26 protein-coding genes are annotated in these 24,808 nt (G+C 66.3%); 18 read left to right on the top strand and 8 right to left on the bottom strand.

Annotation, left to right across the window (positions count from 1 at the left end; all coding sequences use genetic code 11):
- Nucleotides 1-74 precede the first annotated feature (74 nt).
- Nucleotides 75-1,064 carry a bile acid:sodium symporter family protein gene (locus LLJ08_RS20100; RefSeq protein WP_003301922.1) on the top strand — a complete coding sequence of 330 codons (990 nt, stop codon included), beginning with the start codon at nt 75-77 and terminating at the stop codon, nt 1,062-1,064.
- A gap of 120 nt (nt 1,065-1,184) precedes the next feature.
- Entirely contained in the window at nt 1,185-1,775 is a 591-nt protein-coding gene (gene mdaB, locus LLJ08_RS20095; RefSeq protein ID WP_228207800.1) for an NADPH:quinone oxidoreductase MdaB, read from the top strand.
- Between the two features lie 72 nt (nt 1,776-1,847).
- Here mdaB and LLJ08_RS20090 read toward each other — a convergent pair whose 3' ends face one another.
- The 3 genes from LLJ08_RS20090 to LLJ08_RS20080 are packed head-to-tail and all read right to left on the bottom strand — an operon-like array spanning nt 1,848 to nt 4,740.
- Nucleotides 1,848-3,284, bottom strand: a complete 1,437-nt coding sequence (locus tag LLJ08_RS20090) for an NAD(P)(+) transhydrogenase (Re/Si-specific) subunit beta (protein ID WP_003301919.1) — start codon at nt 3,282-3,284, stop codon at nt 1,848-1,850.
- Between the two features lie 3 nt (nt 3,285-3,287).
- Nucleotides 3,288-3,605 carry an NAD(P) transhydrogenase subunit alpha part 2 gene (locus tag LLJ08_RS20085; protein WP_003284152.1) on the bottom strand — a complete coding sequence of 106 codons (318 nt, stop codon included), beginning with the start codon at nt 3,603-3,605 and terminating at the stop codon, nt 3,288-3,290.
- Nucleotides 3,606-3,618: 13 nt separating this feature from the next.
- Nucleotides 3,619-4,740, bottom strand: a complete 1,122-nt coding sequence (locus tag LLJ08_RS20080; RefSeq protein ID WP_228207799.1) for a Re/Si-specific NAD(P)(+) transhydrogenase subunit alpha — start codon at nt 4,738-4,740, stop codon at nt 3,619-3,621.
- Here LLJ08_RS20080 and LLJ08_RS20075 point away from each other — a divergent pair.
- From LLJ08_RS20075 to LLJ08_RS20030, 10 genes are all read left to right on the top strand, one after another.
- Nucleotides 4,733-4,945, top strand: a complete 213-nt coding sequence (locus LLJ08_RS20075; RefSeq protein ID WP_221104281.1) for a hypothetical protein — start codon at nt 4,733-4,735, stop codon at nt 4,943-4,945. The two genes, LLJ08_RS20080 and LLJ08_RS20075, sit on opposite strands and share 8 nt — an antisense overlap.
- A 319-nt stretch (nt 4,946-5,264) precedes the next feature.
- The gene (gene gspE / locus LLJ08_RS20070) at nt 5,265-6,779 is read left to right on the top strand and encodes a type II secretion system ATPase GspE (protein WP_014822092.1); all 1,515 of its coding nucleotides are present in this window, start codon (nt 5,265-5,267) and stop codon (nt 6,777-6,779) included.
- Nucleotides 6,780-6,935: 156 nt separating this feature from the next.
- Nucleotides 6,936-8,150: a GspF family T2SS innner membrane protein variant XcpS gene (gene xcpS / locus LLJ08_RS20065; protein WP_228207798.1), complete on the top strand. Its 1,215-nt coding sequence runs from the start codon at nt 6,936-6,938 to the stop codon at nt 8,148-8,150.
- Between the two features lie 5 nt (nt 8,151-8,155).
- Nucleotides 8,156-8,590, top strand: coding sequence for a type II secretion system major pseudopilin GspG (gspG, locus tag LLJ08_RS20060; protein WP_003301913.1), 435 nt, complete (start codon nt 8,156-8,158; stop codon nt 8,588-8,590).
- Between the two features lie 3 nt (nt 8,591-8,593).
- Complete coding sequence (gene gspH, locus LLJ08_RS20055) at nt 8,594-9,163, top strand: type II secretion system minor pseudopilin GspH (RefSeq protein ID WP_228207797.1); 570 nt, start codon at nt 8,594-8,596, stop codon at nt 9,161-9,163.
- Nucleotides 9,160-9,579 carry a type II secretion system minor pseudopilin GspI gene (gene gspI, locus LLJ08_RS20050; RefSeq protein ID WP_228207796.1) on the top strand — a complete coding sequence of 140 codons (420 nt, stop codon included), beginning with the start codon at nt 9,160-9,162 and terminating at the stop codon, nt 9,577-9,579. The genes gspH and gspI overlap by 4 nt, the downstream gene beginning before the upstream one ends.
- Entirely contained in the window at nt 9,576-10,289 is a 714-nt protein-coding gene (gene gspJ, locus LLJ08_RS20045) for a type II secretion system minor pseudopilin GspJ (protein ID WP_228207795.1), read from the top strand. The genes gspI and gspJ overlap by 4 nt, the downstream gene beginning before the upstream one ends.
- Nucleotides 10,286-11,275: a type II secretion system minor pseudopilin GspK gene (gspK, locus tag LLJ08_RS20040; RefSeq protein WP_228207794.1), complete on the top strand. Its 990-nt coding sequence runs from the start codon at nt 10,286-10,288 to the stop codon at nt 11,273-11,275. Before gspJ ends, gspK begins: the two co-directional genes overlap by 4 nt.
- Nucleotides 11,276-11,278: 3 nt before the next feature.
- Nucleotides 11,279-12,412 carry a type II secretion system protein GspL gene (gene gspL, locus LLJ08_RS20035; protein ID WP_102833379.1) on the top strand — a complete coding sequence of 378 codons (1,134 nt, stop codon included), beginning with the start codon at nt 11,279-11,281 and terminating at the stop codon, nt 12,410-12,412.
- Entirely contained in the window at nt 12,412-12,927 is a 516-nt protein-coding gene (locus tag LLJ08_RS20030) for a type II secretion system protein M (RefSeq protein WP_228207793.1), read from the top strand. Before gspL ends, LLJ08_RS20030 begins: the two co-directional genes overlap by 1 nt.
- Before the next feature lie 57 nt (nt 12,928-12,984).
- Here the strand turns inward: LLJ08_RS20030 and LLJ08_RS20025 are convergent, their stop codons facing one another.
- The 3 genes from LLJ08_RS20025 to LLJ08_RS20015 form a co-directional block, all read right to left on the bottom strand.
- Nucleotides 12,985-14,388: an aminoacyl-tRNA deacylase and HDOD domain-containing protein gene (locus LLJ08_RS20025; RefSeq protein WP_041015428.1), complete on the bottom strand. Its 1,404-nt coding sequence runs from the start codon at nt 14,386-14,388 to the stop codon at nt 12,985-12,987.
- Nucleotides 14,389-14,463: 75 nt separating this feature from the next.
- Nucleotides 14,464-16,536, bottom strand: coding sequence for an ATP-dependent DNA helicase RecG (recG, locus tag LLJ08_RS20020; RefSeq protein WP_102833380.1), 2,073 nt, complete (start codon nt 16,534-16,536; stop codon nt 14,464-14,466).
- A 4-nt stretch (nt 16,537-16,540) separates the two neighbouring features.
- Complete coding sequence (locus LLJ08_RS20015; RefSeq protein ID WP_014822082.1) at nt 16,541-17,461, bottom strand: hydrogen peroxide-inducible genes activator; 921 nt, start codon at nt 17,459-17,461, stop codon at nt 16,541-16,543.
- Nucleotides 17,462-17,597: 136 nt separating this feature from the next.
- Between LLJ08_RS20015 and LLJ08_RS20010 the strand changes: the two genes are divergently transcribed.
- The 4 genes from LLJ08_RS20010 to LLJ08_RS19995 all read left to right on the top strand — a co-directional run bounded on the left by LLJ08_RS20010 (nt 17,598) and on the right by LLJ08_RS19995 (nt 21,424).
- Nucleotides 17,598-18,458, top strand: a complete 861-nt coding sequence (locus LLJ08_RS20010; protein ID WP_090522598.1) for an SDR family oxidoreductase — start codon at nt 17,598-17,600, stop codon at nt 18,456-18,458.
- 147 nt (nt 18,459-18,605) lie between these two features.
- Entirely contained in the window at nt 18,606-19,778 is a 1,173-nt protein-coding gene (locus LLJ08_RS20005) for a zinc-dependent alcohol dehydrogenase (RefSeq protein ID WP_023445566.1), read from the top strand.
- Between the two features lie 66 nt (nt 19,779-19,844).
- Nucleotides 19,845-20,363, top strand: a complete 519-nt coding sequence (locus tag LLJ08_RS20000) for a transcriptional regulator (RefSeq protein ID WP_228207792.1) — start codon at nt 19,845-19,847, stop codon at nt 20,361-20,363.
- Nucleotides 20,364-20,491: 128 nt separating this feature from the next.
- Nucleotides 20,492-21,424: an AEC family transporter gene (locus LLJ08_RS19995; RefSeq protein WP_046618119.1), complete on the top strand. Its 933-nt coding sequence runs from the start codon at nt 20,492-20,494 to the stop codon at nt 21,422-21,424.
- Nucleotides 21,425-21,542: 118 nt separating this feature from the next.
- On the opposite strand, the gene LLJ08_RS19990 is transcribed toward LLJ08_RS19995, so the two are convergent.
- Together LLJ08_RS19990 and LLJ08_RS19985 are read right to left on the bottom strand one after the other, a co-directional pair.
- Entirely contained in the window at nt 21,543-22,490 is a 948-nt protein-coding gene (locus tag LLJ08_RS19990; RefSeq protein WP_191121833.1) for a methyltransferase, read from the bottom strand.
- Between the two features lie 22 nt (nt 22,491-22,512).
- A complete protein-coding gene (locus LLJ08_RS19985; RefSeq protein ID WP_228207791.1) occupies nt 22,513-23,934 on the bottom strand; it encodes an iron-containing redox enzyme family protein in 1,422 nt (473 codons plus the stop codon).
- Nucleotides 23,935-24,124: 190 nt separating this feature from the next.
- On the opposite strand from LLJ08_RS19985, the gene LLJ08_RS19980 reads away from it, so the two are divergent.
- A complete protein-coding gene (locus LLJ08_RS19980; protein ID WP_014822075.1) occupies nt 24,125-24,337 on the top strand; it encodes a hypothetical protein in 213 nt (70 codons plus the stop codon).
- A 117-nt stretch (nt 24,338-24,454) separates the two neighbouring features.
- Nucleotides 24,455-24,796, top strand: a complete 342-nt coding sequence (locus tag LLJ08_RS19975) for a PilZ domain-containing protein (protein WP_042922270.1) — start codon at nt 24,455-24,457, stop codon at nt 24,794-24,796.
- Nucleotides 24,797-24,808 lie beyond the last annotated feature (12 nt).

Genomic DNA, 24,808 nt, shown 5'->3' with positions numbered 1-24,808 from the left:
GGCGTTAGTCGGATATGCAGCGCGACAGTAGACTCGCTGGCAACCTGCCGCAAGCCACACAATCAGGAGCGCCCATGGCCAGACCTCGCCTGTTACCGGACAACTTCACTCTGGCCCTGCTCGGTGCGGTGGCCATCGCCACGCTGCTGCCAGCGCGGGGGCAGGGCGTGGCGGTATTCGAGTGGATCACCAACCTGGCCATCGGCCTGCTGTTCTTCATGCACGGCGCCAAGCTCTCGGGCAGTGCGATCCTCGCCGGCATGGGCCATTGGCGCCTGCATCTCCTGGTGTTCAGCTGCACCTTCGTGCTGTTCCCGCTGCTCGGCCTGGCGCTGCGCCCGCTGCTGACGCCGATGATCGGCGCCGAGCTGTACCTGGGCATGCTCTACCTCTGTGCCTTGCCGGCCACGGTGCAGTCGGCCATCGCCTTCACCTCGCTGGCGCGCGGCAACATCCCTGCGGCGGTATGCAGCGCGGCGGCTTCCAGCCTGATCGGCATCTTCCTCACGCCGCTGCTGGTACTGCTGCTGATGGGCGCGCAGGGCGAAGGCGGCTCGACGCTGGATGCCATCGGCAAGATCGTCGTGCAGCTGCTGCTGCCGTTCATCGCCGGGCAGATCGCGCGGCGCTGGATTGGCGACTGGGTGGCGCGCAACAAGGGCTGGCTAAAGAACGTCGACCAGAGCTCTATCCTGCTGGTGGTCTACACCGCGTTCAGCCATGCGGTGGTCGAGGGCATCTGGCAGCAGGTGCCGCTGCCGCAGCTGCTGGGGCTGGTGCTGGCCTGCTGTCTGCTACTCGCGTTGGCCCTGCTGATTACCTGGCTGGCGGCGCGCTGGCTGGGCTTCGATCTGGAGGACCGCATCACCATTCTCTTCGCCGGCTCGAAGAAGAGCCTGGCCACCGGCATCCCCATGGCGCAGGTGCTGTTCGCCGGCGGTGCGCTGGGCACGCTGATCCTGCCATTGATGCTGTTTCACCAGATTCAGCTGATGGTCTGCGCGGTACTGGCGCAGCGCTATGCGTCGCGACCAGAAACAGCAGCGGTCGCAAAAGCGGGCTGACTCGAAGCCAATCGGTGGCGGATTCGTGACTGCAGCGCAAAGATCATTTGCCCGTTACGGTCTGGGAGCGGTGCGCAGGGGTGGCTAAGCTGCGCGCCATTCTGTTGCTGAGGCATTCCCATGAAGAAGATTCTGCTACTCAACGGCGGCAAGGCCTTCGCCCACTCGGCCGGCCAGTACAACGCCACGCTGCATCAGGCAGCCATCGAAACCCTGACTGCGGCCGGCTTCGAGGTCCGCACCACCGAGATCGACGCCGGCTACGACGTGCAGCAGGAAGTCGAGAAGATTCTCTGGGCGGATGCGCTGATCTATCAGATGCCCGGCTGGTGGATGGGCGCACCCTGGACGGTGAAGAAATACCTGGACGAGGTGTTCACCGCCGGCCACGGCAGCCTCTACGCCAACGACGGCCGCACCCGCTCGGACGCGTCGCAGAAGTACGGTAGCGGTGGTCTGCTGCAGGGCAAACGCTACATGATTTCCGCCACCTGGAACGCGCCGCAGCAGGCCTTCGACGACCCCAGCGATTTCTTCGCCGGCAAGGGCGTGGATGCCGTCTACCTGCCGTTTCACAAGGCCAACGAGTTTCTCGGCATGCAGGGCTTGCCGACTTTCCTCAGCGTCGATGTGATGAAACGGCCGCAGATCGATGCGGATGTCGAACGCTATCGGCGGCACCTGGGCGAGGTGTTCGGCTTCAGTGTCTGACCTTCGCGTCAGGCAAAGAAAAACCCCTCGCGGCGTGGGCCGGGAGGGGTTTTTCGTTTCAGCGCGAGGCGATCATTCTACGGCCTTGACCATATCCTCGACCACCTTCTTGGCGTCGCCGAAGACCATCATGGTCTTGTCCATGTAGAACAGCTCGTTGTCCAGGCCCGCATAGCCGCTGGCCATGGAGCGCTTGTTGACGATGACCGTCTTGGCCTTGTACGCCTCGAGGATCGGCATGCCGGCGATCGGCGACTTCGGATCGTTCTTCGCCGCCGGGTTGACCACGTCGTTGGCGCCGAGCACCAGCACCACGTCGGCCTGGCCGAACTCGGAGTTGATGTCCTCCATCTCGAAGACCTGCTCGTAGGGCACCTCGGCTTCGGCCAGCAGCACGTTCATGTGCCCCGGCATGCGGCCGGCGACCGGGTGGATCGCGTACTTCACGGTCACGCCCATGTGCGTCAGCTTCTCGGCCAGCTCCATCAGCGCGTGCTGCGCGCGGGCCACCGCCAGGCCGTAGCCGGGAACGATGATCACGGTGTCGGCGTTGGTCAGCAGGAAGGCGGCGTCGTCGGCCGAACCGGACTTCACGTTGCGCTCCAACTGCGCGCCCGCCGGGCCGCCGGCATCGGCGTCGGCACCGAAGCCGCCGAGGATCACGTTGAAGAACGAGCGGTTCATCGCCTTGCACATGATGTACGAGAGGATCGCGCCGCTCGAGCCCACCAGCGAGCCGGCGATGATCAGCATCGAGTTGTTCAGGGAGAAGCCGATACCGGCGGCCGCCCAGCCCGAATACGAATTGAGCATCGACACCACCACCGGCATGTCCGCGCCGCCGATGGGGATGATGATCAGCACTCCAATGACGAAGGCCAGCGCCACCAGGATGGCGAAGGCGGTCAGGTTGCCGGTGAAGGTGTAGACCAGACCCAGGCCGACGATCGCCAGGCCCACGGCCAGGTTGACCATGTGCTGGCCCTTGAATACCACCGGGGCGCCCTGGAACAGGCGGAACTTGTACTTGCCGGACAGCTTGCCGAAGGCGATCACCGAACCGGAGAAGGTGATGGCACCGATGGCCGCGCCGAGGAACAGCTCCAGGCGGTTACCCACCGGAATCGCGTAGCCGATCTGCTCGACGATGCCCAGCGACTGCGGCTCGACGACGGCTGCGATGGCGATGAACACCGCGGCCAGGCCGATCATGCTGTGCATGAAGGCGACCAGCTCGGGCATCTTGGTCATCTCGACGCGCTTGGCCATGACGGTACCGACGCTGCCGCCGATCAGCAGGCCGACGATCACGTAGCCGATGCCGGCGGTGGCCAGCTCGCTGCCGAGCTTGAAGATCAGGCCGACCGTGGTGAGCACGGCGAGGCCCATGCCTATCATGCCGAACAGGTTGCCGCGTCTCGAGGTGGTGGGGTGGGAAAGGCCCTTCAGTGCCTGGATGAAGCACACCGAGGCGACCAGATAGAGCAGGGTGATCAGGTTCATGCTCATGGCTTACTTGCCCTCCGCCTTGGCCGCGCTGCGGTCCTTCTTCTTGAACATTTCCAGCATGCGACGGGTGACCAGGAAGCCCCCGAACACGTTGACCGCGGCCAGCGCCACGGCGAGCGTGCCCATGGCCTTGCCCAGCGGGGTGACGGTGAGCGCTGCGGCCAGCATGGCGCCGACGATGACGATCGCCGAAATCGCGTTGGTGACTGCCATCAGCGGGGTGTGCAGGGCCGGGGTGACGTTCCAGACCACGTGGTAGCCGACGTAGATCGCCAGCACGAAGATGATCAGGTTGTAGATGCCGTCCGAAATCAGATCCATGTTCGCGTCTCCCTTAACCGTTGGTCCGCACGACCTGGCCGTCGCGGCACATCAGGCACGCGGCGACGATGTCGTCTTCGAGGTTGAGCTGGAACTGGCCGTCCTTGTCGATGACCAGCTTGAGGAAATCCAGCAGGTTGCGGGCGTACAGCGCCGAGGCGTCGGCCGGCACCAGCGTCGCCAGGTTGGCGTGGCCGACGATGGTCACGCCGTGGCGCACCACCACCTGATCGATCTCGGTCAGCGGGCAGTTGCCGCCGTGGCCGGCCGCCAGGTCGACGATCACCGAGCCGGGCTTCATCTGCTCGACGGTGGCTTCCTGCAGCAGCGTCGGCGCCTTGCGGCCCGGGATCAGCGCGGTGGTGATGACGATGTCCGACTGCAGCGCGCGCTCGTGCACCGCCTGCGCCTGACGCGCCATCCACGAGGCCGGCATCGGCCGCGCATAGCCGCCGACGCCTTCGGCGCATTCGCGCTCCTCGTCGGTCTCCAGCGGCACGTCGACGAACTTGGCGCCGAGCGATTCGATCTGCTCCTTCACCGCCGGGCGCACGTCCGAAGCCTCGACCACCGCACCCAGGCGCTTGGCCGTGGCGATGGCCTGCAGCCCGGCGACGCCGGCACCGAGGATCAGCACGCGTGCGGCCTTCACCGTACCGGCGGCGGTCATCAGCATCGGCATGAAGCGCGGGTAGTGATGGGCACCGACCAGCACCGCCTTGTAGCCGGCGATGTTGGCCTGCGACGAGAGCACGTCCAGGCTCTGTGCACGGGACGTACGCGGCGCCGCCTCCAGGGCGAAGGCGGTGACGCCGCGGGCAGCCATGCGCGCGATGCAGTCATTGTCGAACGGGTTGAGCATGCCCAGCAGCACGCTGCCGGACTGCATCTGCGCCAGTTCGGCATCGTCCGGCGCATTGACCTTCAGCACCAGCTCGGCGGCGAACGCCGCGGCGGCATCGCCGATGGTTGCGCCGACCGCTTCATAGGCGCTGTCCGGCACGCTGGAAAGCAACCCGGCGCCGCTTTGCAGCGTCACCCGGTGCCCTTGGCCGATCAGTTTCTTGACGGTTTCCGGGGTTGCGGCGACGCGCGTTTCCCCGGAGTGGGTTTCGAGAGGAACACCGATGTGCATTGTTGTTGTTCTCCTGCGTGATCATGACCGGTGCTGCGGCGAACCGCGCACCGACGTGCTTTTCACCCGCCCGCTGCTCTGGCGAACGGGGTATGGAACAGGTGAAGCCAGCCGGGCGATGCGCAAAAAAACGGATCGCCCGGCGCGGCATTCTGCAAGCCTTGAAAAAATCAAACAACTGTTTCAATCAAACGATTGTATTTGACGCGCCGGTCGCAGGATGACTGCCTGTTTTCCGTGCTTCGCTGCAGATTGCGTCCTGTTTGGCTCTGCGTACGACCAGTTCGTCCGCGCCAGGCACACGACACGGCCGCATCATGAATGACGCGCCATTGACAGGGTATTCGTCAGCGGTGCCATGCATCTCCGACCTTGGTGTCGGGTTAAGTCGGGTATGCAGGAAAAACGCGCGCACGTTGAAATGTCATTCAATCCTTGTAGTCCAACTAGGCTGGTTGGACCCGATTGGAGTGTTTCGAACGCAGTGACGTCGGGTCGCTGCGTATCGCTGGTGGAGCTGGACGATGCCCGAACTCGATGTAAACGAAGTCACCACGCTGCTCGAGCAGCCGGCCCAGCGCCGCTTGCCGTTCGCCTTTGCGCGTCGGCACGGCGTGATCCTGCTGGAGCGTGGCGGCGAGCTGCGCCTCGGCCTGCGCGAGGGCGCCGCGCTGACGGCGGTGCAGGAGGCGCAGCGGGTCGTTGGTATGCGTCTGCCGATGCAATGGCTAGCGCAGGCTGATTTCGATCAGGCGCTCGGTGCCGCCTACCAGCACGATTCCTCGGCGGCGATGTTGATGGTCGAGGGGCTGGGCAACGATCTGGACCTGGCCAGCCTTGCTGACCAGATCCAGGAAACCGAGGACCTGTTGGAGCAGGAGGACGACGCGCCGATCATTCGCCTGATCAACGCCATCCTCGGCGAGGCGATCAACGAGAACGCCTCGGATATCCATATCGAAACCTTCGAGAAGCGCCTGGTGATCCGCTTTCGCGTCGATGGCATCCTCCGTGAAGTGGTGCAGCCCAAGCGCGAACTGGCGGCGCTGCTGGTGTCGCGGATCAAGGTCATGGCCAAGCTGGACATCGCCGAGAAGCGCATCCCGCAGGACGGGCGCATCTCGCTGCGCGTAGGCGGCCGCGAGGTCGACATCCGTGTTTCCACGCTGCCCTCGGCCAATGGCGAGCGGGTGGTGTTGCGTCTCCTGGACAAGCAGGCCGGTCGCCTGACCCTGCGCCATCTGGGCATGAACGAGCAGGATCGCGACCACCTGGAGCGGGCGGTGAAGAAACCGCACGGCATCATTCTGGTCACCGGCCCCACCGGGTCGGGCAAGACCACCACACTCTACGCCGCGCTGACCACGTTGAATGACCGCACGCGCAACATCCTCACCGTCGAGGACCCCATCGAGTACCACCTCGAAGGCATCGGCCAGACCCAGGTCAACACCAAGGTCGACATGACCTTCGCCCGCGGCCTGCGCGCCATCCTGCGCCAGGACCCGGACGTGGTGATGGTCGGCGAGATCCGCGACCAGGAAACCGCCGACATGGCCGTGCAGGCCTCGCTCACCGGCCACCTGGTGCTCTCCACGCTGCACACCAACAGCGCCATCGGCGCCGTCACACGGCTGGTGGACATGGGCGTCGAGCCGTTCCTGATCTCCTCCTCGCTGCTCGGCGTACTGGCCCAGCGCCTCGTGCGGGTGTTGTGCAATGACTGCAAGCGCGCCTACGTCGCCGATGCCGCCGAGTGCGAGCTGCTCGGGGCCAGCCTGGCCGAGGCGCCGACGCTGTATCACGCCGAAGGCTGCGAGCAGTGCCGGGGCCTCGGTTACCGCGGGCGTACCGGCATCTATGAGCTGGTGCTGTTCGACGACGCCCTGCGCACCATGGTGCACACCCGCGCCAGCGAGCAGGACATGCTGCGTCACGCTCGGGTACTGGGGCCGAGCATCCGCGACGACGGCCTGCGCAAGGTGCGCGAGGGCGTGACCACCATCGAGGAAGTGCTGCGGGTGACGCGTGAGGAGTGAGGGGATGGGGTTGTTTCCGGCTCGCCTGGAGAGGCATCTGCAGCCTGACCGACGCTGCACGGTGACGCCATTCGCGGCCAAGGCCGCTCCCACGTGTGTGTGCTGCCTGTGTGGAAGTGGTCTTGACCGCCAATCGCCCCTGTTGGAGACCGCCTGATGGCCGCCTTCGAATACCTTGCCCTCGACCCGCGTGGCCGTGAGCAGAAGGGCCTGATCGAAGCCGACAGCCCGCGTCAGGCGCGCCAGTTGCTGCGCGAGAAGCAGTGGGCACCGCTGGAGGTGAAGCAGGCCAAGTCCAAGGAAGACGTCAGCCGTGGCGGTTTCAGCTTCGGTCGCGGCCTGTCGGCGCGCGATCTGGCATTGGTCACCCGGCAGCTGGCGACGCTGGTGCAGGCCGCGCTGCCGATCGAGGAAGCCCTGCGCGCGGCAGCGGCACAGTCCACCTCGGCGAAGATCAAATCGATGCTGCTGGCGGTGCGCGCGCGGGTGATGGAAGGCCACAGCCTGGCTGCGGCCTTGCGCGAATATCCATCGGCATTTCCCGAGCTCTATCGCGCCACCGTGGCGGCCGGGGAGCACGCCGGCCATCTCGGGCTGGTGCTCGACCAGCTGGCCGACTACACCGACCAGCGTCAGCAATCGCGGCAGAAGATCCAGCTGGCGCTGCTCTATCCGGTGATCCTGATGGTCGCCTCGCTGGCCATCGTCGTGCTGCTGCTCGGCTACGTGGTGCCGGACGTGGTCAAGGTATTCGTCAACACCGGGCAGGAACTGCCGGCGCTGACCCGCGGGCTGATCGCCACCAGCGACGTGGTGAAGAACTGGGGCTGGCTGATCGTGCTCGGTCTCATCGCCGCGTTCCTCGCCATGCGCGCGGCATTGCGCGACCCGGCGCTGCGCCTGCGCTGGCATGCGTTCATTCTGCGGATACCGCTGATCGGTCGACTGAGCCGGGCGACCAATACCGCGCGCTTCGCCTCGACCCTGGCGATCCTCACCAAGAGCGGCGTGCCGCTGGTGGAGGCGTTGTCCATCGCTGCCGCGGTGATCGCCAACCTGCGCATTCGCGAACGGGTGGTCGAGGCGGCGCAGAAGGTGCGCGAGGGCAGCAGCCTGACCCGCGCCCTGGATGCCACCGGCGAATTCCCTCCGATGATGCTGCACATGATCGCCAGCGGCGAGAAATCCGGTGAACTGGATCAGATGCTGGCGCGAACCGCGCGCAACCAAGAGAACGACCTCGCCGCTCAGGTGTCTCTGCTGGTCGGCCTGTTCGAACCGTTCATGCTGGTGTTCATGGGGGCTGTGGTGCTGGTCATCGTGCTGGCGATCCTGATGCCAATCCTCTCTCTCAACCAACTGGTGGGGTAACGACAATGAAGTTGCAACGACGCACGCAAGGGGGCTTCACTCTCATCGAAATCATGGTGGTGGTGGTCATCCTTGGCATCCTCGCCGCGCTGGTGGTGCCGCAGGTGATGAGCCGCCCGGACCAGGCCAAGGTCACCGTGGCCAAGGGCGACATCAAGGCCGTCGCCGCCGCGCTGGACATGTACAAGCTGGACAATTTCGCCTACCCGAGCACCCAGCAGGGGCTGGAGGCGCTGGTGAAGAAGCCTTCCGGCAACCCGCAGCCGAAGAACTGGAACCGCGACGGTTACCTCAAGCGCCTGCCCAAGGACCCGTGGGGCAACGACTACCAGTACCTCTCGCCAGGTACCCAGGGCCAGTTCGACCTCTACTCCTTCGGCGCCGACGGCAAACCCGGCGGCAGCGACCTTAACGCCGACATCGGTAACTGGGACCTCTAATCGATGCGGCAGCGCGCCCGCGCCTTCACGCTGATCGAACTGCTGGTGGTGATCGTCCTGCTGGGCATTCTGGTCAGCGTGGCGGTGCTCAGCGTCGGCGGTTCGAGCACCTCGCGCGAGCTGCGTGACGAGGCGCGGCGACTGGCTGCGCTGATCGGCGTGCTCAGCGACGAGGCGGTACTCGACAGTCGCGAATACGGTCTGCTGGTCAACAGCGAGGGCTATCGCGTACTGCGTTACGACGAAGCTGCCACGCGCTGGCTGGAAGTCGAACGGCGCAAGGTGCACAAGGTCCCGGAGTGGATGCGCCTGGATCTGGAACTGGACGGCACGCCGCTGGAACTGGTGGCCCCAACCCAGCGCGAGGACGACCGTGCCGGGCTGTCGAGCGAAGGTGAGCGAACCGAACGTCGTGCGCCGCGGCTGGAGCCGCAGTTGCTGATTCTTTCCAGCGGCGAGCTGTCGCCGTTCAGCCTGCGCCTGTCCGAACGCAAGCCGCGCGGCGGCGGCTGGCTGGTCACCAGCGACGGCTTCCGTCTGCCTGAGGCGCAAGTCATCGAGGACAGGCGATGAGCAGGCGCCTGGCCAGGGCCGGCCGCGGTTTCACCCTGCTGGAAGTGCTGGTGGCACTGGCGATCTTCGCCAGCGTGTCGGCCGTGGTGCTCACTGCGGCCGGGCGTAGCCTGACCAACGCCGGGCGGCTGGAGGAACTGACCCTGGCCGGCTGGATCGCCGACAACCGCATCAGCGAACTGCAGTTGCAGCAGATCCCGCCTGCCATCGGCCGCGAAACCCAGGCGCTGGAATACGGCGGCCGCCAGTGGCAGACCCTCAGCGAAATCGAGGCCAGCGCCGATCCAGGCCTGCTGCGGGTGACCGTCTGGGTTGCGCTGCAGACATCGCGTGGCCGCAGCGATCCGGTACCCGAGCGCGCGGTCACCAGCCTCACCGGATTCATCGGTGTCGGCCCGGGAGCCGCGCGCCAATGAACGGTCATGCGCGCACCAGCGCCGGTTTCACCCTGCTCGAACTGTTGATTGCCATCGCCCTGTTCGCGCTGCTTGGCCTCGGCACCTATCGCATGCTCGAAGCGGTGCTGCAAAGCGATGAGGCGGTGCGAGCCCAGGAGCTGCAGCTGCGCGAGCTGAGCCGTGCGGTGTGGGCCTTCGAACGTGACCTGCAGCAGGTGGTCGGGCGGCCGATCCGTGATGAGTTCGGCGACGAGCGCAATGCCTTCATCGGTCAGCTCGATGGCGAAGACGGCGCGCCGGTGCTGGAGCTGACCCGTGCCGGCTGGCGCAATCCCACCGGGCTGCGTCGCGCCAATCTGCAGCGGGTGCGCTGGCGCCTGGCTGGCGACAACCTCGAGCGCGTCTACTGGGTGGTGCTGGACCGTGACCTCGACAGCGAGCCGCGCGTACAGCGGGTACTGGAAGACGTGCAGGGCCTGCAATTGCGCTACCAGGACGAGGAGGCGGTGTGGCACGAGGAGTGGCCGCCGTTCGATTTCGGTCGCGGCAGCCCGGAGAACGCCGCCGAGCGCCTGCCGATCGCCCTGGAATTGAATATCGAGCACGCCCGCTACGGCCGTATAACCCGTCTGCTGCGCCTGCCCGACGCCGTCGAGCAGGCGACGCAGCAGGCGCTGCCCGGCGCCGAGGGCGTGCCCGAGCCGTTCGAAGGGGAGCTGCCGCAATGAAGTACCAGCGCGGCGTGGCGCTGATCACCGTGCTGCTGGTGGTGGCCATCGTCACCGTGGTCAGCGCAGCAATGGTGGCGCGTCAGCAGCTCAGCATTCGTGCCAGCAGCAACCAGCTGCAGGCACGCCAGGCCTGGCACTACGCGCTGGGCGGCGAAGCGCTGGCCCAGGCCATGCTCGCTCGCGATCTGCGGGCTGGCGCGACGGGCGAGACAGGCGCCAATGGTGAGGCCGCGGCCGTCGATCATCTGCTCGAGCCCTGGGCGCAGCCGCTACCGGCGTTCGAGATCGATCAGGGCGAGATCCTCGTGCGTATCGAGGATCTCGCCGGCCGCTTCAACCTCAACGACCTGCTGCGCGACCAGCAGCCCAACCCCGCCGCGGTCGAGCAGTTCCGCCGGCTGCTGCTGCGTCTGCAGATCAGCGCGCCCTATGCCGAGCGCCTGCTCGACTGGATCGATCCCGACCAGCAGGCGAGCGGCGAATTCGGTGCCGAAGACAACGCCTATCTCGCGCTCGACCCGCCGTACCGCAATGCCGGGCGCCGGTTGCATGACCTGTCCGAGCTGCGCCTGCTGCTGGATATGCGCGAGGAGGATTTCCAGCGTCTGGCGCCCCATGTCGCCGCGCTGCCGCCCAACGTGCCGCTGAACGTGAACACGGCGAGCGCGATGGTGCTTTCCAGCCTCAGCGACAACCTCAGCCTCGGCGCGGCCGAGTCGCTGGTCGAGCTGCGCCGCGCCGCGCCGTTTCGCAACAGCGCGGCGTTCCTCGCGCAGCCGGCGCTGGCCGGAACTACGCTGCAGGGCACTGCGCTGGCGGTTGGCAGTCAATTCTTCCAGGCCACCAGTGAAGTTCGCCTGGGCGACCGCCGGCTGGCGCTGGTCAGCCTGTTGCAACGTGAGCAGGACGGCAGCGTCCGCGTGCTCGCGCGAAATCTCGGTCAGCCTGCCCGGCAGACCCTCCCATCCGACGGAGAACGCTAGACCATGGATTGCCTGTTTCTGCCCGCCGACAGTCCGGCCCGGCTCGATGCCGAGACCCGCGTCTACTGGCTGCCAAAGGACGAACCCGGCCGCTGGCAGCCACTGGGCGAATGCGCCGCAGGCAATGGCGCGATCAGCCTGATCCTGCCGGCGGAAGTCTGCAGCTTTTTCGCCGTCACCCTGCCGACGCGCAAGGCGCGCTGGATGCAGCAGGCGCTGGCCTACGCCGCCGAGGAACTGCTGGCGGAAAACGTCGACGATCTGCATCTGGCCCTCGGCGAAGCACTGCCGGACGGCCGCCTGCGGGTCGTAGCGATCCGCCGCCAGCTGCTGGATGACTGGCTTGGCCAGTTGCGCGAGCTGGGCCTGCTGATCGTGGCGATTCATGTCGACGCCGATCTGCTGCCGCGGGAGGGCACGCAGCTGTTGTTCATGGGTGAGCGTGGCCTGCTCGGCGGCGTCGGCGAAACGCGCTTGGCCTTCGCCACCGAGGATTGGCCGCAGCTGTCCGGCCTCTGCCCGGCGCCATGGCATGCCCAGGGCAGTGAAAGCGAGCCGCCGCTGGCGCTCGACGACTACCGGCAGGTGGACGATCCCTATGCGTTTCTCGGTTCGCAGCGCGCGGCAGCGATCAACCTCGCCCAGGGTGACTTCGCCGTGGAGGTCGGCAACACCGGCCTCGGTTACTGGAAACCGCTATTCGCCGTCGCCGGCCTGATCCTGCTGGTGCAGCTGGGCTTCAACCTGAGCCAGGCCTGGTATTTCCAGCGCCAGGGTGATGCCTACGCCGAGGCCAGTCTCGCGCTGTATCGCGAGCTGTTTCCCGAAGACATCCGCATCGTCAACATGCGCGCGCAGTTCGATGATCATCTGGCCCGCGGCAGCGGTGGCCAGGCGGGCTTTCTGCGCCTGCTCGACCACGCCGCCGCGGCACTGGAGGACGGCATTCCGGTGACCATCGGCCAGCTCGACTACAACCAGGATCGCGGCGATCTGGCGCTGCAGGTGCAGGCCATGGACTTTCCCACGCTGGAAACATTGCGCCAACGCCTGGGTGACACCGGTCAGAGCGTGCAGCTGGGCTCGGCCAGTCGAGAAGGCGATGGCGTCAGCGCGCGCGTGGTGATCGGAGGCTGATGATGAATCTCAAGCAACAACTGGCCGTGCGCCTCGCCGATTCGCCGCTGTGGCAGCGCTGGCAGCGCCTGGCGCCCCGCGAGCGCACCTCGCTGAGCCTGCTCGGCGCCTTTCTGCTCGCCGTGCTGTTCTATCTCTGGCTGTGGCTGCCGGCGCAACGCCAGGCCGCCGACGCTCGCGCGTATTACCAGACGCAGCGCGAACTGCATGCCTACATGGAGCAGAACACCGAACTGGCGCGGCAGATGGAGCGCAGCAACCAGGTCGAGCTGGCGCCGGAGCAGCTGCAGGGGGTGATCACCGAAAGCGCGCAGCAGGGCAACCTGCGAATCGAGAGCTTCGACAATGGCAGCGACGGCAGCGTGCAGGTGAGCCTGCCGGGGGCATCGTACGCATTGCTGTTGCGCTGGTTCGACACCCTGCAGGGGCAGGGCGTGAGCATTGCTGACGTCAGCCTGGAGCGCGCCGGTGAAGGGCTGGTGAATGCGCGGGTGAGCTTTCGCGCGGGGAGTTGATGGCGCCCTGACCCATCGCCGGGCCTGCGCGAGGCACAGACCCGGCGGCGCGGGCTGTCAGTGTGGCGAGTTGAACTGCATCGCCAGGGCGCGCAAGGCGGCTTCAGCGGCGAGTACCTTGGCAATCGCGTCGTTGGCCTTCTCGCGGGTGATACCCAGGCGATCGAACAGCTGCTGCGGCACCTCGGCATCCGGCCCGCTGCCGATGCCGCGGTTGCGCAGCATGCGTACCGCCAGGCAGACCAGGTTCGGATAGGCCGCATCTTCGCCGTCATAGCCGGGGTCGTTCTGGAAACGCAAGGCGGCCGCCAGTTCCTCGGGCATGCCCCACAGACGCATCAGCCAGGCACCGATCTGTTCGCGGGTGATACCCAGCAGATGCTGCTCGACGTGACTGTGCGACAGGTGCGGGTTGGCTTCCAGGTGCCGGCAGATCAGCGAAAAATGCGGTGGAAAGACGTGCGCCAGTACCAGATAGCCGAAGTTGTGCAGCAGTCCGGCGAGGTAGCTCAGGCCGGGCTCCGGGCGCTGTTCGCGGGGAATCGCACGGGTCAGCCCCTCGATGACCGCGGCTGTATAGATCGCCTGTTGCCAGTAGGGCGTGGCGTCCTGCGGCTTGTCGTCCGGCAGGCTGATGGTCTTGCCCAGCGCTAGACCAAGGGCCAGGTTGATCACCAGGTCGAAGCCGAGCACGCGGACGATGGCGTCTTCCACCGAGCGGATGCGCCCGGGAGCGGCGTAGTAGGGCGAGGCCGCCCAGCTGATCACCTGCGCCGCCAATGCCGGGTCGGTTTCCACCACGCCGGTGATGTCGTCGACCGTGGCGTCGGGGTTGACCCGCAGCTTGATGATTTTCTGCGCCGTATGCGGCAGCGGCGGAATCTCGATGGTTTCTTCCAGACGCTTCTGGATGCGTCGCGCGGTGAAACTCTGCACCGCCTGACTGATCTCGGCGCGGTCGTCGTCCGGGCGGTCCAGGTTCGGCCGGATGCTGCTCAGCGGTACGGCGAAACTACCGGCCGTGGCCTTGCTCAGCAGACGCTTGAAGTCGCCACTGCTGACCTCCACCAGCAGGCCAGGCTGGCCGGATTCAACCAGTAGCCGTGGCTGTTGCATCAGGCACTCTTCGTACAGGCAGGGCGAGCTGGTCAGTGGCGGCAGGCCGGGCAGGCGGCTCAGCTCGTGCTTGGCGAGCATGCGCGCCAGCCGCTCCGGCTTGACTGCGGCCAGCTCGCGGCCGGTGAGTTCGGCCAGGCGTGCAAGGTCGAGCAGATGATCCTGCGGGAAGAGCACCAGCATCGCGCCGATGCTGTCGTCCAGGAGCACCGCCTGCACCCGCTGCGCAGCGGGAATGTTGGGGCGATCGCGCTGGATCTGGTAACTCACACCGAGGTCTTTCAACAGCTTGGTGATCAGGAGGGGCAGTTCGGAGCAGCTTTCGGTGTCGACAGCAGAATTCATGAGCGGACCCGTTGTAGTGACCTGCCGGAGTATAGCGAAGCCGTCAGCCACGGATGATGTGGCGACGGATGGTTGTCATACCTGGCCGTATTCCTGGCCATGACGCAGCCAACGCTCGAGCAGCGGGCTGACGTGCTGCGGCCAGCGCGCCAGCAACTCCTGGGCGGCATCGCGCACCGCCGGGAGCAGCTCGGCATCGCGCATCAGATCGGCGACCTTGAACTGCAAGAGGCCGGTCTGGCGGGTACCGAGCATCTCGCCGGGGCCGCGCAGTTCCAGATCCTTTTCGGCAATCAGGAAGCCGTCGCAGGTTTCGCGCATGATCGCCAGCCGCTCGCGGCCCAGTTGCGACAGCGGCGGATGGTACAGCAGCACGCAATGACTTGCCGCACTGCCACGGCCGACCCGCCCGCGCAGCTGGTGCAGCTGGGCCAGGCCCAGGCGCTCCGGGTTTTCGATGATCATCAGGCTGGCGTTGGGCACGTCGACGCCCACTTCGATGACGGTGGTGGCGACCAGCAGTTGCAGCTCGCCACGCTTGAACTGCTCCATCACCGCGGCTTTCTCGGCCGGTTTCATGCGCCCGTGGATCAGCCCGACGCGCAGCCCGACCAGCGCCGCCGAAAGGTCTTCGAAGGTGGTTTCCGCCGCTTGGCAGGTCAGCTCTTCGGATTCCTCGATCAGGGTGCACACCCAGTACGCCTGGCGCCCCTCGTTGCAGGCGATGCGCACCCGCTCGATCACCTCCAGGCGCCGGCTATCGGCGATTACCAGGGTGTTCACCGGCGTACGCCCTGGCGGCAGTTCGTCGAGGATCGAGGTATCGAGATCGGCGTAGGCACTCATCGCCAGGGTGCGAGGGATTGGCGTGGCGGTCATGATCAGCTGGTGCGGGCAGAGTCGACCGTCGATGCCTTTCTGGCGCAGGGCCAGGCGCTGCTGCACGCCGAAGCGGTGCTGCTCGTCGATGATCACCAGCGCCAGGCGCTTGAACACCACCTCGTCCTGAAACAGCGCGTGGGTGCCGACCACCATCGGGCAGCCGCCGGCGATCTGTTCCAGCGATGCGGCGCGGGCCTTGCCCTTGAGCTTGCCGGCGAGCCAGGCGACCTCGATGCCGAGCGGTTCGAGCCACTTGCTGAAGTTGAGAAAATGCTGCTCGGCGAGGATTTCCGTCGGCGCCATCAGCGCCACCTGGTAACCGGCCTCCAGCGCCTGCAGCGCCGCGAGGGCGGCGACCACCGTCTTGCCGGCGCCAACATCACCCTGCACCAGGCGCAGCATGGGCTCGTCCTGGGCCAGGTCATAGGCGATCTCGGCACCGACGCGCTGCTGCGCGCCGGTTGGGGCGAAGCCGAGGTTGGCGAGAAAGCGCTGTGGCAAGGTTTTCGCTGCTGGCAGCGCCGGTGCCTGCTGGGCGCGAACCCGCTCGCGCAGGCGCTGCAGCGAAAGCTGATGGGTCAGCAGTTCCTCGAAAGCCAGGCGATGCTGGGCCCAGTGCCGGCCTTCGGCGAGTTCTTCCAGATTGGCGTCGGCCGGCGGCCGGTGCAGGTAGCGCAACGCCTGATCCAGTGGGCCGAGCCGGTACTCGCGGGCCAGCTCGGCGGGCAGCCAGTCCGGCAGGCTGTGCGGGCCGAGCCGCGCCAGCGCCTGCTCGCTGAGGTTGCGCAGGCGCTGCTGGGTCAGGCCTTCGGTGGTCGGGTAGATCGGCGTCAGGGTCTGTTCCACCGGTGCCGGCTCGCCGGTCAGTGCGCGGTATTCCGGGTGGTAGATCTCCAGCCCCGAGGCACCGGGACGCGCCTCGCCGTAGCAGCGCAGCTGGGTGCCGCGCTTCATGGCTTCCTTCTGCGCCTGGCTGAAATGGTAGAAGCGCAGGCTCAGGGTGCCGCTGCCGTCCTGCAGGCGCACCAGCAGGCTGCGGCGGCGACCCATGACGATATCGGCGCCGGACACCACGCCTTCGATCACCGCGTCCTGCCCCGGGCGCAACGCGCCAATGGGCACCACGCGGGTGCGGTCCTGGTAGCGCAGCGGCAGGTGGAAGAGCACGTCCTGCAGGGTTTCCAGGCCGACCCTGGCGAGCTTCTCGGCCAGCGCGGCGCCGACGCCCTTGAGTGCGGTGACCGGAACGGTCGCCAGTTCGCTCATGGCCTCAGGCTTTCGCCGATGGCGGCTTGCCTACCGAACACAGGCGGATCGAGTCAGCGAGGATCTCGATGGCCTTGGGCCGCGGAAAGCTGGCGCGCCAGGCGATCGCCACGGTGCGGAACGGCACCGGCGGCGTCAGCGGGCGGGTCTCCAGCACACCGGGGGAGTAGTGGTGGCTCTCCACCGCCGACAGCGGCAGGATCGACACGCCGAGGCCCGAGGCGACCATGTGGCGGATGGTTTCCAGCGAGCTGGATTCCACCGTGGTGTGGCTCGGCGCCTCGCCCTTGCGGGTGGTCGGACAGGCTTCGAGCACCTGATCGCGGAAGCAGTGGCCTTCACCGAGCAGCAGCAGGCTCTTGTCGTTGAGCATCTCGGCGTCGATGGTTTCCTTTGCCGTCCACGGATGGTCGGCCGGCATCAGTACGTAGAACGGCTCGTCGTAGAGAGGCTTGGTCAGCACGTCGGCTTCCTGGAACGGCAGCGCGACGATGATCGCGTCCAGTTCGCCGGTGCGCAGCTTGTCGCGCAGGATGTGGGTGAAGTTCTCTTCGATGTACAGCGGCATGTCCGGCGCCACACGATGCAGCTGCGGAATCAGGTGCGGGAACATGTAAGGGCCGACGGTGTAGATGGCGCCGACCTTCAGCGGTGCGGCCAGCTGATTCTTGCCGACCTGGGCCAGCTCGCGAATGCTCTGTGCCTGCTCCAGCACCTTCTGCGCCTGGGTGACGATGCCTTCGCCGACGGGGGTCAGGCGCACTGCGCTCTTGGTCCGCTCGAAGATCAGCACACCGAGCTCGTCCTCGAGCTTCTTCACACCGACCGAAAGGGTCGGCTGACTGACGTGGCAGCGTTCAGCGGCGCGGCCGAAGTGCTGTTCCTGGGCAAGGGTCACGATGTAGCGCAATTCGGTCAGAGTCATAGTCAGCATCCATCAATGTGCCGGCAAGCATAGCCTTTTGCGCAGCGCAGAACCAACCGGTCGGCCAGGCTTCGAAAGTCGGTACACTGCGGTTTCGTGCGGCCCGCGCGGCGGGTTACAACTGAGGGAGCAGAACATGGGCAAGCGCCTAAGCGTATTGATCGCAGGCTGTGGCGACCTTGGCAGTCGTCTCGGTCTGCAACTGAGTCGGGACGGCTGGACGGTGTATGGCTTGCGGCGCAACGCCGCCCAGCTGGCAGTGCCGATCCTGCCGGTCAACGGCGACCTTTCCGAACCGACCTGTCCGCGCTGCTGGCCCAACGGCTCGCTGGACTATCTGGTCTATGCGGCATCCGCCACCGAACATGACGAAGCCGGCTATCGCCAGGCCTATGTCGAAGGCCTGCGCAATGTGCTCGGTTGGTTACAGCAGCGCGGCCAGCGCCCTCGGCGGCTGCTGTTCGTTTCCAGCACCGGTGTGTATGCCCAGCGCGACGGCGAGTGGATCGACGAGGACTCGGCCACCGAGCCCGGCGGCTTCACCGGTCGGGTGATGCTCGAGGCCGAACAGCTGGCGCTCGACAGCGCCCTGCCGGTAACGCGGGTGCGTCTGGGTGGGCTGTACGACCCGAAGCGCCCCTGGCTGCAGAATCAGGTGCGCGCCGGTTTGCGTGTCGAGCGCGATCCGCCGCAGTACAGCAACCGCATCCATCGCGACGACGCCGCCGGGCTGCTGGCGTTTCTGCTGCAGAGCGACGCCAGTGGTGCTGCGCTGGAGGATTGCTATCTGGGCGTCGACGATGACCCGGCACCGTTGCACGAGGTGGTCGACTGGCTGCGCGAACGCCTGGGCGTCACCCACTGGGCCGAGCAGAGCATGACCCGCCGCGCCGGCAGCAAGCGCTGCAGCAATGCCCGCGCCCGTGCGCTGGGCTGGAAACCCAGGTACCCCAGCTATCGCGACGGTTACGCTTCGCTGGATCGCAATCGGCATTAGTGCAGCCCGTCGGTAATCGGGCAACTCTGGTGCGGCGCTGCTTACTAAAACCCTGACAGCACGCCGCACCGTGACAGAGGAGCAACAGCGAGGCAGCAAAGGAGAATCACCGAGACGGCGTTTCCGAAACCCGACAGGAGATTGTCCATGAGAGCCCTCCGCTGGCACGGCAAGCACGACATCCGCTGCGACAACCACGTCCCCGATCCCTCCATCGAAGACCCTCGCGACGCCATCATCAAGGTGTCGTCCTGCGCCATCTGCGGCTCCGACCTGCACCTGTACGACGGCTTCATGCCCGGCATGCAGCACGGCGACATCATGGGCCACGAGTTCATGGGCGAGGTGATGGAGGTCGGCTCGGCGAACAAGAAGCTCAAGGTTGGCGACCGCGTGGTGGTGCCCTTCACCATTGTCTGCGGCGAGTGCGACCAGTGCCGGCGCGGCAATTTCTCGGTGTGCGAGCGAACCAACCGCAACAAGGACGTGGCTGACAAAGTCTTCGGCCACACCACCGCCGGGCTCTATGGCTACACCCACCTCACCGGCGGTTATGCCGGTGGTCAGGCTGAATACGTCCGCGTGCCCTACGCCGATGTCGGTCCCGTGGTGATCCCCAATGGTCTGACTGACGAGCAGGTATTGTTCCTCGGCGACATTCTCCCCACCGGCTGGCAGGCCGCGGCGCAATGCGACATCCAGCCCACCGACACCGTGGCAGTCTGGGGGGCCGGGCCGGTCGGCCAGTTCGCCGTCCGCAGCGCGGTGATGATGGGCGCCGAGCAGGTCATCTGTATCGACAACGTGCCCGAGCGCCTGTCCATGGCCCGCGCCGGCGGCGCCATCACCATCAACTTCGATGAGGAAAGCGTGCTCGAACGCCTCAAGGAGCTGACCCGCGGCAAAGGCCCGGAGAAGTGCATCGACTCGGTGGGCATGGAGGCGCACGCGGCGCGTTCGATCGATTCGATGTACGACCGCGCCAAGCAGGCGCTGATGCTCGAGAGCGACCGCCCGCACGTGCTGCGCGAGATGATCTACGTCTGCCGCCCGGCCGGCATCATTTCGATTCCTGGCGTCTACGGCGGGCTGATCGACAAGATCCCGTTCGGCGCGGCGATGAACAAGGGCCTGACCTTCCGCATGGGCCAGACCCACGTCAATCGCTGGACCGACGACCTGCTGCGGCGCATTCAGGAAGGCGAGATCGATCCGAGCTTCGTCATCACCCACAGCGTCAGCCTCGAGCAGGGGCCTGAGATGTACAAGACCTTCCGCGACAAGCATGACGGCTGCATCAAGGTCGTTCTGAAACCCTGAATCCTGCAGATCGCCGATCCCTAAAGTAGGGATCGGCCGAGCCACGTTATCGAGCGAGGAGTCTTTATGAGCATTCCACGTCAAGTCACCCGGCCCAACCATTCCGCGCGCACGCTGGCGCGGGGGCTGGGCTGGTTCAGTATCGGTCTGGGCGTCGTCCAGTTGGTGGCGCCGCGGCAGGTCGCACGCTTTATCGGCATGTCCGGCAGCGAAGGGGTGGTCCGTGCCTGCGGGCTGCGCGAGATCGCCACCGGTGTCGGCATCCTGCTGGCGGATGATCCGAAACCCTGGATCTGCGGCCGTATCGGCGGCGATGCGCTGGATCTGGCTGGTCTCGGCTGGAGCATCGAGCACGGCAACGAGCCGGCCAATGCCGCCATCGCCGCCGGCGCGGTGGCCGGTATCACCGCGCTGGACCTGAGCTGCGCCAAGGGTCTGGATGCCGAGCAGGTGCCGGTGGTCGAATGGGACTACAGCGACCGCAGCGGTTTTCCCGGCGGCACTGCGCAAATGCGTGGCAGCGTCGAGGCCGAGTTCGCCGCCGCGCGGGCCGAGCCCAACGGCTATTCGCAGGCGCTTCATTGAGCTGAAACCCAGGGTCGGCTGGGTATTGCCTGGTCGACTCTGAGCGCGACGATCCGCCGCATTTGCTATGGTGGCCGGCCGTTTCGGTCGCGGCCTGCGCCGCGCCGCCAGCTTGCAGATGAGAGTCCATGTCTTCGGTCGTCAATGTCGTCCTGCCCGTCTTTGCGCTGATCCTGCTCGGTTACCTGTGCCGCCGTAGCGGCAGGATGGGGCCAACCGGCGCTTCCGAACTCAATCGGTTCGTGGTCTGGCTGGGCCTGCCGGCGCTGCTGTTCAGCGTGGTTGCCACCTCGACCTGGGAGCAGCTCTGGCAACCCGGCTTTATCGCCGCCTTCGCCATCGGCTGCCTCGGCGTGTTCGCCTTCACTCTTGCGTATCGCATGTTGCAGAAGCAGCCGCTGGTCGACGCCAGCCTGGATGCGCTGGGTGCGTCCTACGCCAACACCGGCTATGTCGGGATTCCGCTGTGCATGCTGGTGCTGGGCGACGAGGCGCTGCAGCCGGCGATGGTCGCCTCGATCGTGGTGGTCTGTGTGCTGTTCGCCATCGCCCTGGCCTGCGTCGAGACCGGCCTGCATGCCGGGCAGGGCGTGTTGCGCACGCTGGGCAAAGTCAGTAGTGCGCTGGTACGCAATCCACTGGTGATCGCGCCGCTGCTCGGTGCGCTGTGGGCGGCGACTAGCCTGCAATTGCCGGTGCCGCTGGCGACATTGCTCAAGCTGCTGGGCGCGGCGGCGGCGCCCTGCGCACTGGTGTCGCTGGGGCTTTTCCTCGCCCAGCCACAGCCCGGAGGACGGGTGCAGGGCGTGTGGCCGCTGGTGGGACTGAAGCTGGTGGTGCAGCCGCTGATTACCTGGTATCTGGCTTTTCAGGTATTCGAGCTGCCGACGCTGTGGGCCTATTCGGCGTTGCTGCTCGCCGCGCTGCCGACCGGGACTGGCCCGTACATGCTTGCCGAATTCTATGGGCGCGAGGGCTCGCGGGTGTCGCGGGTGGTGCTGCTGTCGACGCTGGGCTCGCTGATCAGCCTGTCGCTGATTCTGGTGTTGTTGCCGGTCTGATATGCGCGCTCACTTGCGCGTGGATAAGCCTGCGGCGTTATCCACCCTACGCCTGGCCGGTCGTAGGGTGGATGGCCACCCCGTGGAAAACCGCGAAGCGTTTTCCACACGGGAGCGTTCAGCTCGCCGCCCGCGTCACTTCCAGCACCACGGCAGCGATGCGATCGCACTGGGTGTAGGCCCCGCCAAGCAGCTCCTCGCCGAACACGTCCGGGTCGATCTCACGGTAGCCCCACTGCAGGTCGGTACGCTCCAGGCGCTGGCGCACCTCGGCCAGGAAGGGGTCCTGGTTGTCGATCATGGCGACCCCGGTATACAGCAGTAGCGTGCCGCCCGGCGCCAGCCGGCCGAGCGCGGCATCCAGAATCGCCAGCGACAGGCCGGCGCCGAGCGGGCCACCGCCGTGGCGATAGGCGCGCTGGTCGGCATCGACCAGATAGGGCGGATTGGCCAAGACCAGATCGAACTCGCCCTGCGCGTTGCTCAGCAGATCGCTGCGTTCGGCGCGCAGGTTGTCCGCTCCAGCCAGCGCCGCGTTGATGCGGGTCAGGCGCAGCGCTTGCGGATTGATATCCACCGCCAGCACTTCGGCTTGCGGTCGCGCCAGGGCAGTGAGAATCGCGCCGGCACCCGAGCCGCAGCCGATGTCCACCACGCGGCGGATTTCGCCGGCATGCTGATTCAAGTGGCTGCAGATGGCGCTGGCGAAGCGGTAGGTGTCCGGCCCGAAGAACACCGCATCGCTGGCTTCGGTGGGAAAGGCTGAGTGCAGGAACAGCTGGCCATCGAGGCTGGACAGGCGCACCTTGGAGCGCCAGCGCGAGCCATAGGGCTCCAGCACGTCAGCCTGATCCATCAGGCTGAACAGCGGTGGTGGCAGCAGTTCGTGCTGGAACGGGCGGCTCCAGCCGAAAACCCCGGGCAGGTCGTCGGCGAGCGCATTTTCCGGGCGCTGATTGACCCGTTCATGGGTCAGCGGCGTGGGGGTGATGAAGTGATAGCCGCGATCCCGCAGGGCCTGGCCCAGGTGCAGCAGCGCGCGGTCCTGCGCATTGTCCATGATCATCGTCGCGTTCCTTGGTGTGCCTTCAGTTGAACAGTCCGTTGAACAGCCGCGTGGCCAGCAGGCCGGCGGCAGTGTGGTGGCGTTGTGGGGCGAGAAGCGGCAGCAGCAGGCGCATGCGCGCGGCGCGATCGGGCAGGCGTGCAATCTGTTGCTCGAGCAGCTGCAGTTCCTCGTCGAAATCGTTGCCGCTGACGCTTTCCGCCGGTTGCAGCGCACCCGGCTCCTGCGGCACACGCCGGGCGTTGAACAGCGCTTGGCGCTGCAGCAACGCACCGCGCGGGCTGCGCTTGCTGTCGGCCTGCCAGTCGCCAGCGATCCAGTCATGGATCATCTGCTGCTCGTAAGCGCTGAAGACGCCGAACATCGGCGCCTGTTCGCCGGCGATCAGCTGCCAGAAGCGGCTTTCCTGCGGGTCATGGCCGCGCTTGATCCAGCCGCGCTTGTCCAGCACTGCGAGAAACTGTTCGACGTCTTCGGCCAGCCACTGATTGACCGTGCGGCCTTCGAAACGGCAGTAGTCGGAGTGCACGAACTGGCCGACCGCCGCCTTCTTCTCGAGGATGCGCTGCACCTCCCGGGACAGATCGAAGTCGCCGATCACCGAGACGGTGCTGGCGCCGAGGTCGTTGAGCCGGTAGCCGTTGCGCACCCGTCGATAGAACTCCGCGCTGTCGCCGACCTGCGGCAAGGCATCCAGCACGCCCTGCACGGCTTTCTTGGCGTGGCCGTTGTCGGCGTTGTCGACGGTGACATGCAGGGTGAAGTAATAGGGATCGATGCCCAGCTCGGTCAGCTCGTAGGAGGTGATCAGCAGGTGCAGCGGTAACTGTTCGTAGCCCAGGTTGAAGCCGATCACTTCCGGCAGGAACTGCTCGGCATGCTCGGCCAGTGCCAGCTGGATGGCGCCCTGGACGAAGTGCTCGTCGTCCAGCTCCTGCCAGTCATCGCAGCCCTGGCTGGCCAGCAGCTTGCGGTAGAGCACCACATGGTTCTTCTCCGGCAGGCCTTCGCCGAGCTCTTCCAGATAGGTCTGGATCAGCGCGGTGAAGCGCGCATCATCCCAGCGCTGCAGCAGGCCATAGAGCCAGGCGCCATCGACCAGCTTGGTCGGCGCCACCCCGCGCAGGAAATGCAGTGCATGGGCCTTGCTGGCGAAATAGCGGCGCGGACCGCCGGCACGGCGCTGGTCCAGGTAAGCCTGATACTGGCGTCCGACCGCTTCGGTGCGCCGCATGACCCAGGCTTCCAGGCTGGCCGGGTCCTCCGGCAGGTCGGACGGCAGCGCAGCGGCGGCCTCGAGCTGCACACGCAGGTACTCCGCAGCGTTGTCGCGTGATTGCGCGTCGACCTCGCGGGCAAGGGCGAAGTACAGCGCCCGTGAGGGCTGATCCTGCGCTGGGTGAAGGGCAGGAGTGATCGGCAGGCTGCGAGAAGTCAGTTGCATGATTCTGTTCTATGGCAGTTCTAGTCCAGTTTTGGCTGCCGGGCCTGTGGTTTAGTTCAGCTGCACCGCCGAGCGGCCATCGGTCCAGAAAAGCACCGCTGCGCTGCAACTTCCGCGGCTACGTCTCCTCCCAACCGATAGAGCCACCCGGACGCGCCGGGCATGGCCACAGGTACGCGAGGAGCAGCTGATGAGTCAGAACGACCAGGGTCGCGAGAGCATCGAGTCCATCGACCAGAGCGGCGATGCCCACGAGCAGAATCCGGAAACCACGTCCACCCAGGGCGAGGTCGCCGGTGGTGACGAAGCCGACGTACCCGGCGGCGCCTACAACGTGCCGCCGGGCCTGGCCGAGGAGGTGAGCGAAGAGGACGCCTCGCGCGAGTCGCAACGCAAGCCTTGATCAACGAAGGGGCTGATCTGGATCGCAGGGTTTGGCTGATCAGGGCGAGTGCGCTTAAGTTTTGTCGGCAATGGGTCGCCTGCTGGCTCTATCACTGCCATCTGCCGAGCAACGGACATGCGCCAACACAGTCGCTTCAGCTTCCGCCATATCAGCCGCATCCAGGTCAGCAACCGTTTGAATGGCGAACCCATGGGCTACGTCGCCGACCTCTCGCTGGGAGGACTTCGCCTGGTCGCCAGCCAGCCACTCGCGGTGGGCGGCTGCTATGAGATGGTGCTGCATGTGCCGGGTCACGGCGAGCGTGTCCGGCAGGTCGAGGCTGTGGTGATCTGCCAGTGGTCGCGCAAGGATTCACGCCGCGACAGCTTCGAAATGGGCTTCGCCCTGGACCGGCCCTCCGCCGAGTTCACCGCGCTGGTTGCCGAACAGGCACCGCAACGACGCAAGCTCTACTGAGGACCGTGCTCC

This window comes from Stutzerimonas chloritidismutans (assembly GCF_020783375.1).
Classification (GTDB): Bacteria; Pseudomonadota; Gammaproteobacteria; order Pseudomonadales; family Pseudomonadaceae; genus Stutzerimonas; species Stutzerimonas kunmingensis.
Note: the sequence above shows the minus strand (reverse complement) of the source record. Positions and strands in the feature narration are given on the sequence as shown.

Excerpts from the sequence above, each read along its gene's own strand:
- mdaB (WP_228207800.1), top strand. The coding sequence starts at position 1,185 with ATGAAGAAGATTCTGCTACTCAACGGCGGCAAGGCCTTCGCCCACTCG.
- LLJ08_RS20080 (WP_228207799.1), bottom strand. The coding sequence starts at position 4,740 with ATGCACATCGGTGTTCCTCTCGAAACCCACTCCGGGGAAACGCGCGTC.
- gspJ (WP_228207795.1), top strand. The coding sequence starts at position 9,576 with ATGAACGGTCATGCGCGCACCAGCGCCGGTTTCACCCTGCTCGAACTG.
- LLJ08_RS20005 (WP_023445566.1), top strand. The coding sequence starts at position 18,606 with ATGAGAGCCCTCCGCTGGCACGGCAAGCACGACATCCGCTGCGACAAC.
- LLJ08_RS19995 (WP_046618119.1), top strand. The coding sequence starts at position 20,492 with ATGTCTTCGGTCGTCAATGTCGTCCTGCCCGTCTTTGCGCTGATCCTG.
- gspK (WP_228207794.1), top strand. The coding sequence starts at position 10,286 with ATGAAGTACCAGCGCGGCGTGGCGCTGATCACCGTGCTGCTGGTGGTG.
- LLJ08_RS20010 (WP_090522598.1), top strand. The coding sequence starts at position 17,598 with ATGGGCAAGCGCCTAAGCGTATTGATCGCAGGCTGTGGCGACCTTGGC.
- gspI (WP_228207796.1), top strand. The coding sequence starts at position 9,160 with ATGAGCAGGCGCCTGGCCAGGGCCGGCCGCGGTTTCACCCTGCTGGAA.
- LLJ08_RS20015 (WP_014822082.1), bottom strand. The coding sequence starts at position 17,461 with ATGACTCTGACCGAATTGCGCTACATCGTGACCCTTGCCCAGGAACAG.
- LLJ08_RS19990 (WP_191121833.1), bottom strand. The coding sequence starts at position 22,490 with ATGATCATGGACAATGCGCAGGACCGCGCGCTGCTGCACCTGGGCCAG.
- LLJ08_RS20085 (WP_003284152.1), bottom strand. The coding sequence starts at position 3,605 with ATGGATCTGATTTCGGACGGCATCTACAACCTGATCATCTTCGTGCTG.
- recG (WP_102833380.1), bottom strand. The coding sequence starts at position 16,536 with ATGAGCGAACTGGCGACCGTTCCGGTCACCGCACTCAAGGGCGTCGGC.
- gspG (WP_003301913.1), top strand. The coding sequence starts at position 8,156 with ATGAAGTTGCAACGACGCACGCAAGGGGGCTTCACTCTCATCGAAATC.
- gspH (WP_228207797.1), top strand. The coding sequence starts at position 8,594 with ATGCGGCAGCGCGCCCGCGCCTTCACGCTGATCGAACTGCTGGTGGTG.
- LLJ08_RS20000 (WP_228207792.1), top strand. The coding sequence starts at position 19,845 with ATGAGCATTCCACGTCAAGTCACCCGGCCCAACCATTCCGCGCGCACG.
- LLJ08_RS19980 (WP_014822075.1), top strand. The coding sequence starts at position 24,125 with ATGAGTCAGAACGACCAGGGTCGCGAGAGCATCGAGTCCATCGACCAG.
- LLJ08_RS20025 (WP_041015428.1), bottom strand. The coding sequence starts at position 14,388 with ATGAATTCTGCTGTCGACACCGAAAGCTGCTCCGAACTGCCCCTCCTG.
- LLJ08_RS20075 (WP_221104281.1), top strand. The coding sequence starts at position 4,733 with ATGTGCATTGTTGTTGTTCTCCTGCGTGATCATGACCGGTGCTGCGGC.
- LLJ08_RS19975 (WP_042922270.1), top strand. The coding sequence starts at position 24,455 with ATGCGCCAACACAGTCGCTTCAGCTTCCGCCATATCAGCCGCATCCAG.
- xcpS (WP_228207798.1), top strand. The coding sequence starts at position 6,936 with ATGGCCGCCTTCGAATACCTTGCCCTCGACCCGCGTGGCCGTGAGCAG.
- LLJ08_RS20090 (WP_003301919.1), bottom strand. The coding sequence starts at position 3,284 with ATGAGCATGAACCTGATCACCCTGCTCTATCTGGTCGCCTCGGTGTGC.
- LLJ08_RS19985 (WP_228207791.1), bottom strand. The coding sequence starts at position 23,934 with ATGCAACTGACTTCTCGCAGCCTGCCGATCACTCCTGCCCTTCACCCA.
- LLJ08_RS20030 (WP_228207793.1), top strand. The coding sequence starts at position 12,412 with ATGATGAATCTCAAGCAACAACTGGCCGTGCGCCTCGCCGATTCGCCG.
- gspE (WP_014822092.1), top strand. The coding sequence starts at position 5,265 with ATGCCCGAACTCGATGTAAACGAAGTCACCACGCTGCTCGAGCAGCCG.
- gspL (WP_102833379.1), top strand. The coding sequence starts at position 11,279 with ATGGATTGCCTGTTTCTGCCCGCCGACAGTCCGGCCCGGCTCGATGCC.
- LLJ08_RS20100 (WP_003301922.1), top strand. The coding sequence starts at position 75 with ATGGCCAGACCTCGCCTGTTACCGGACAACTTCACTCTGGCCCTGCTC.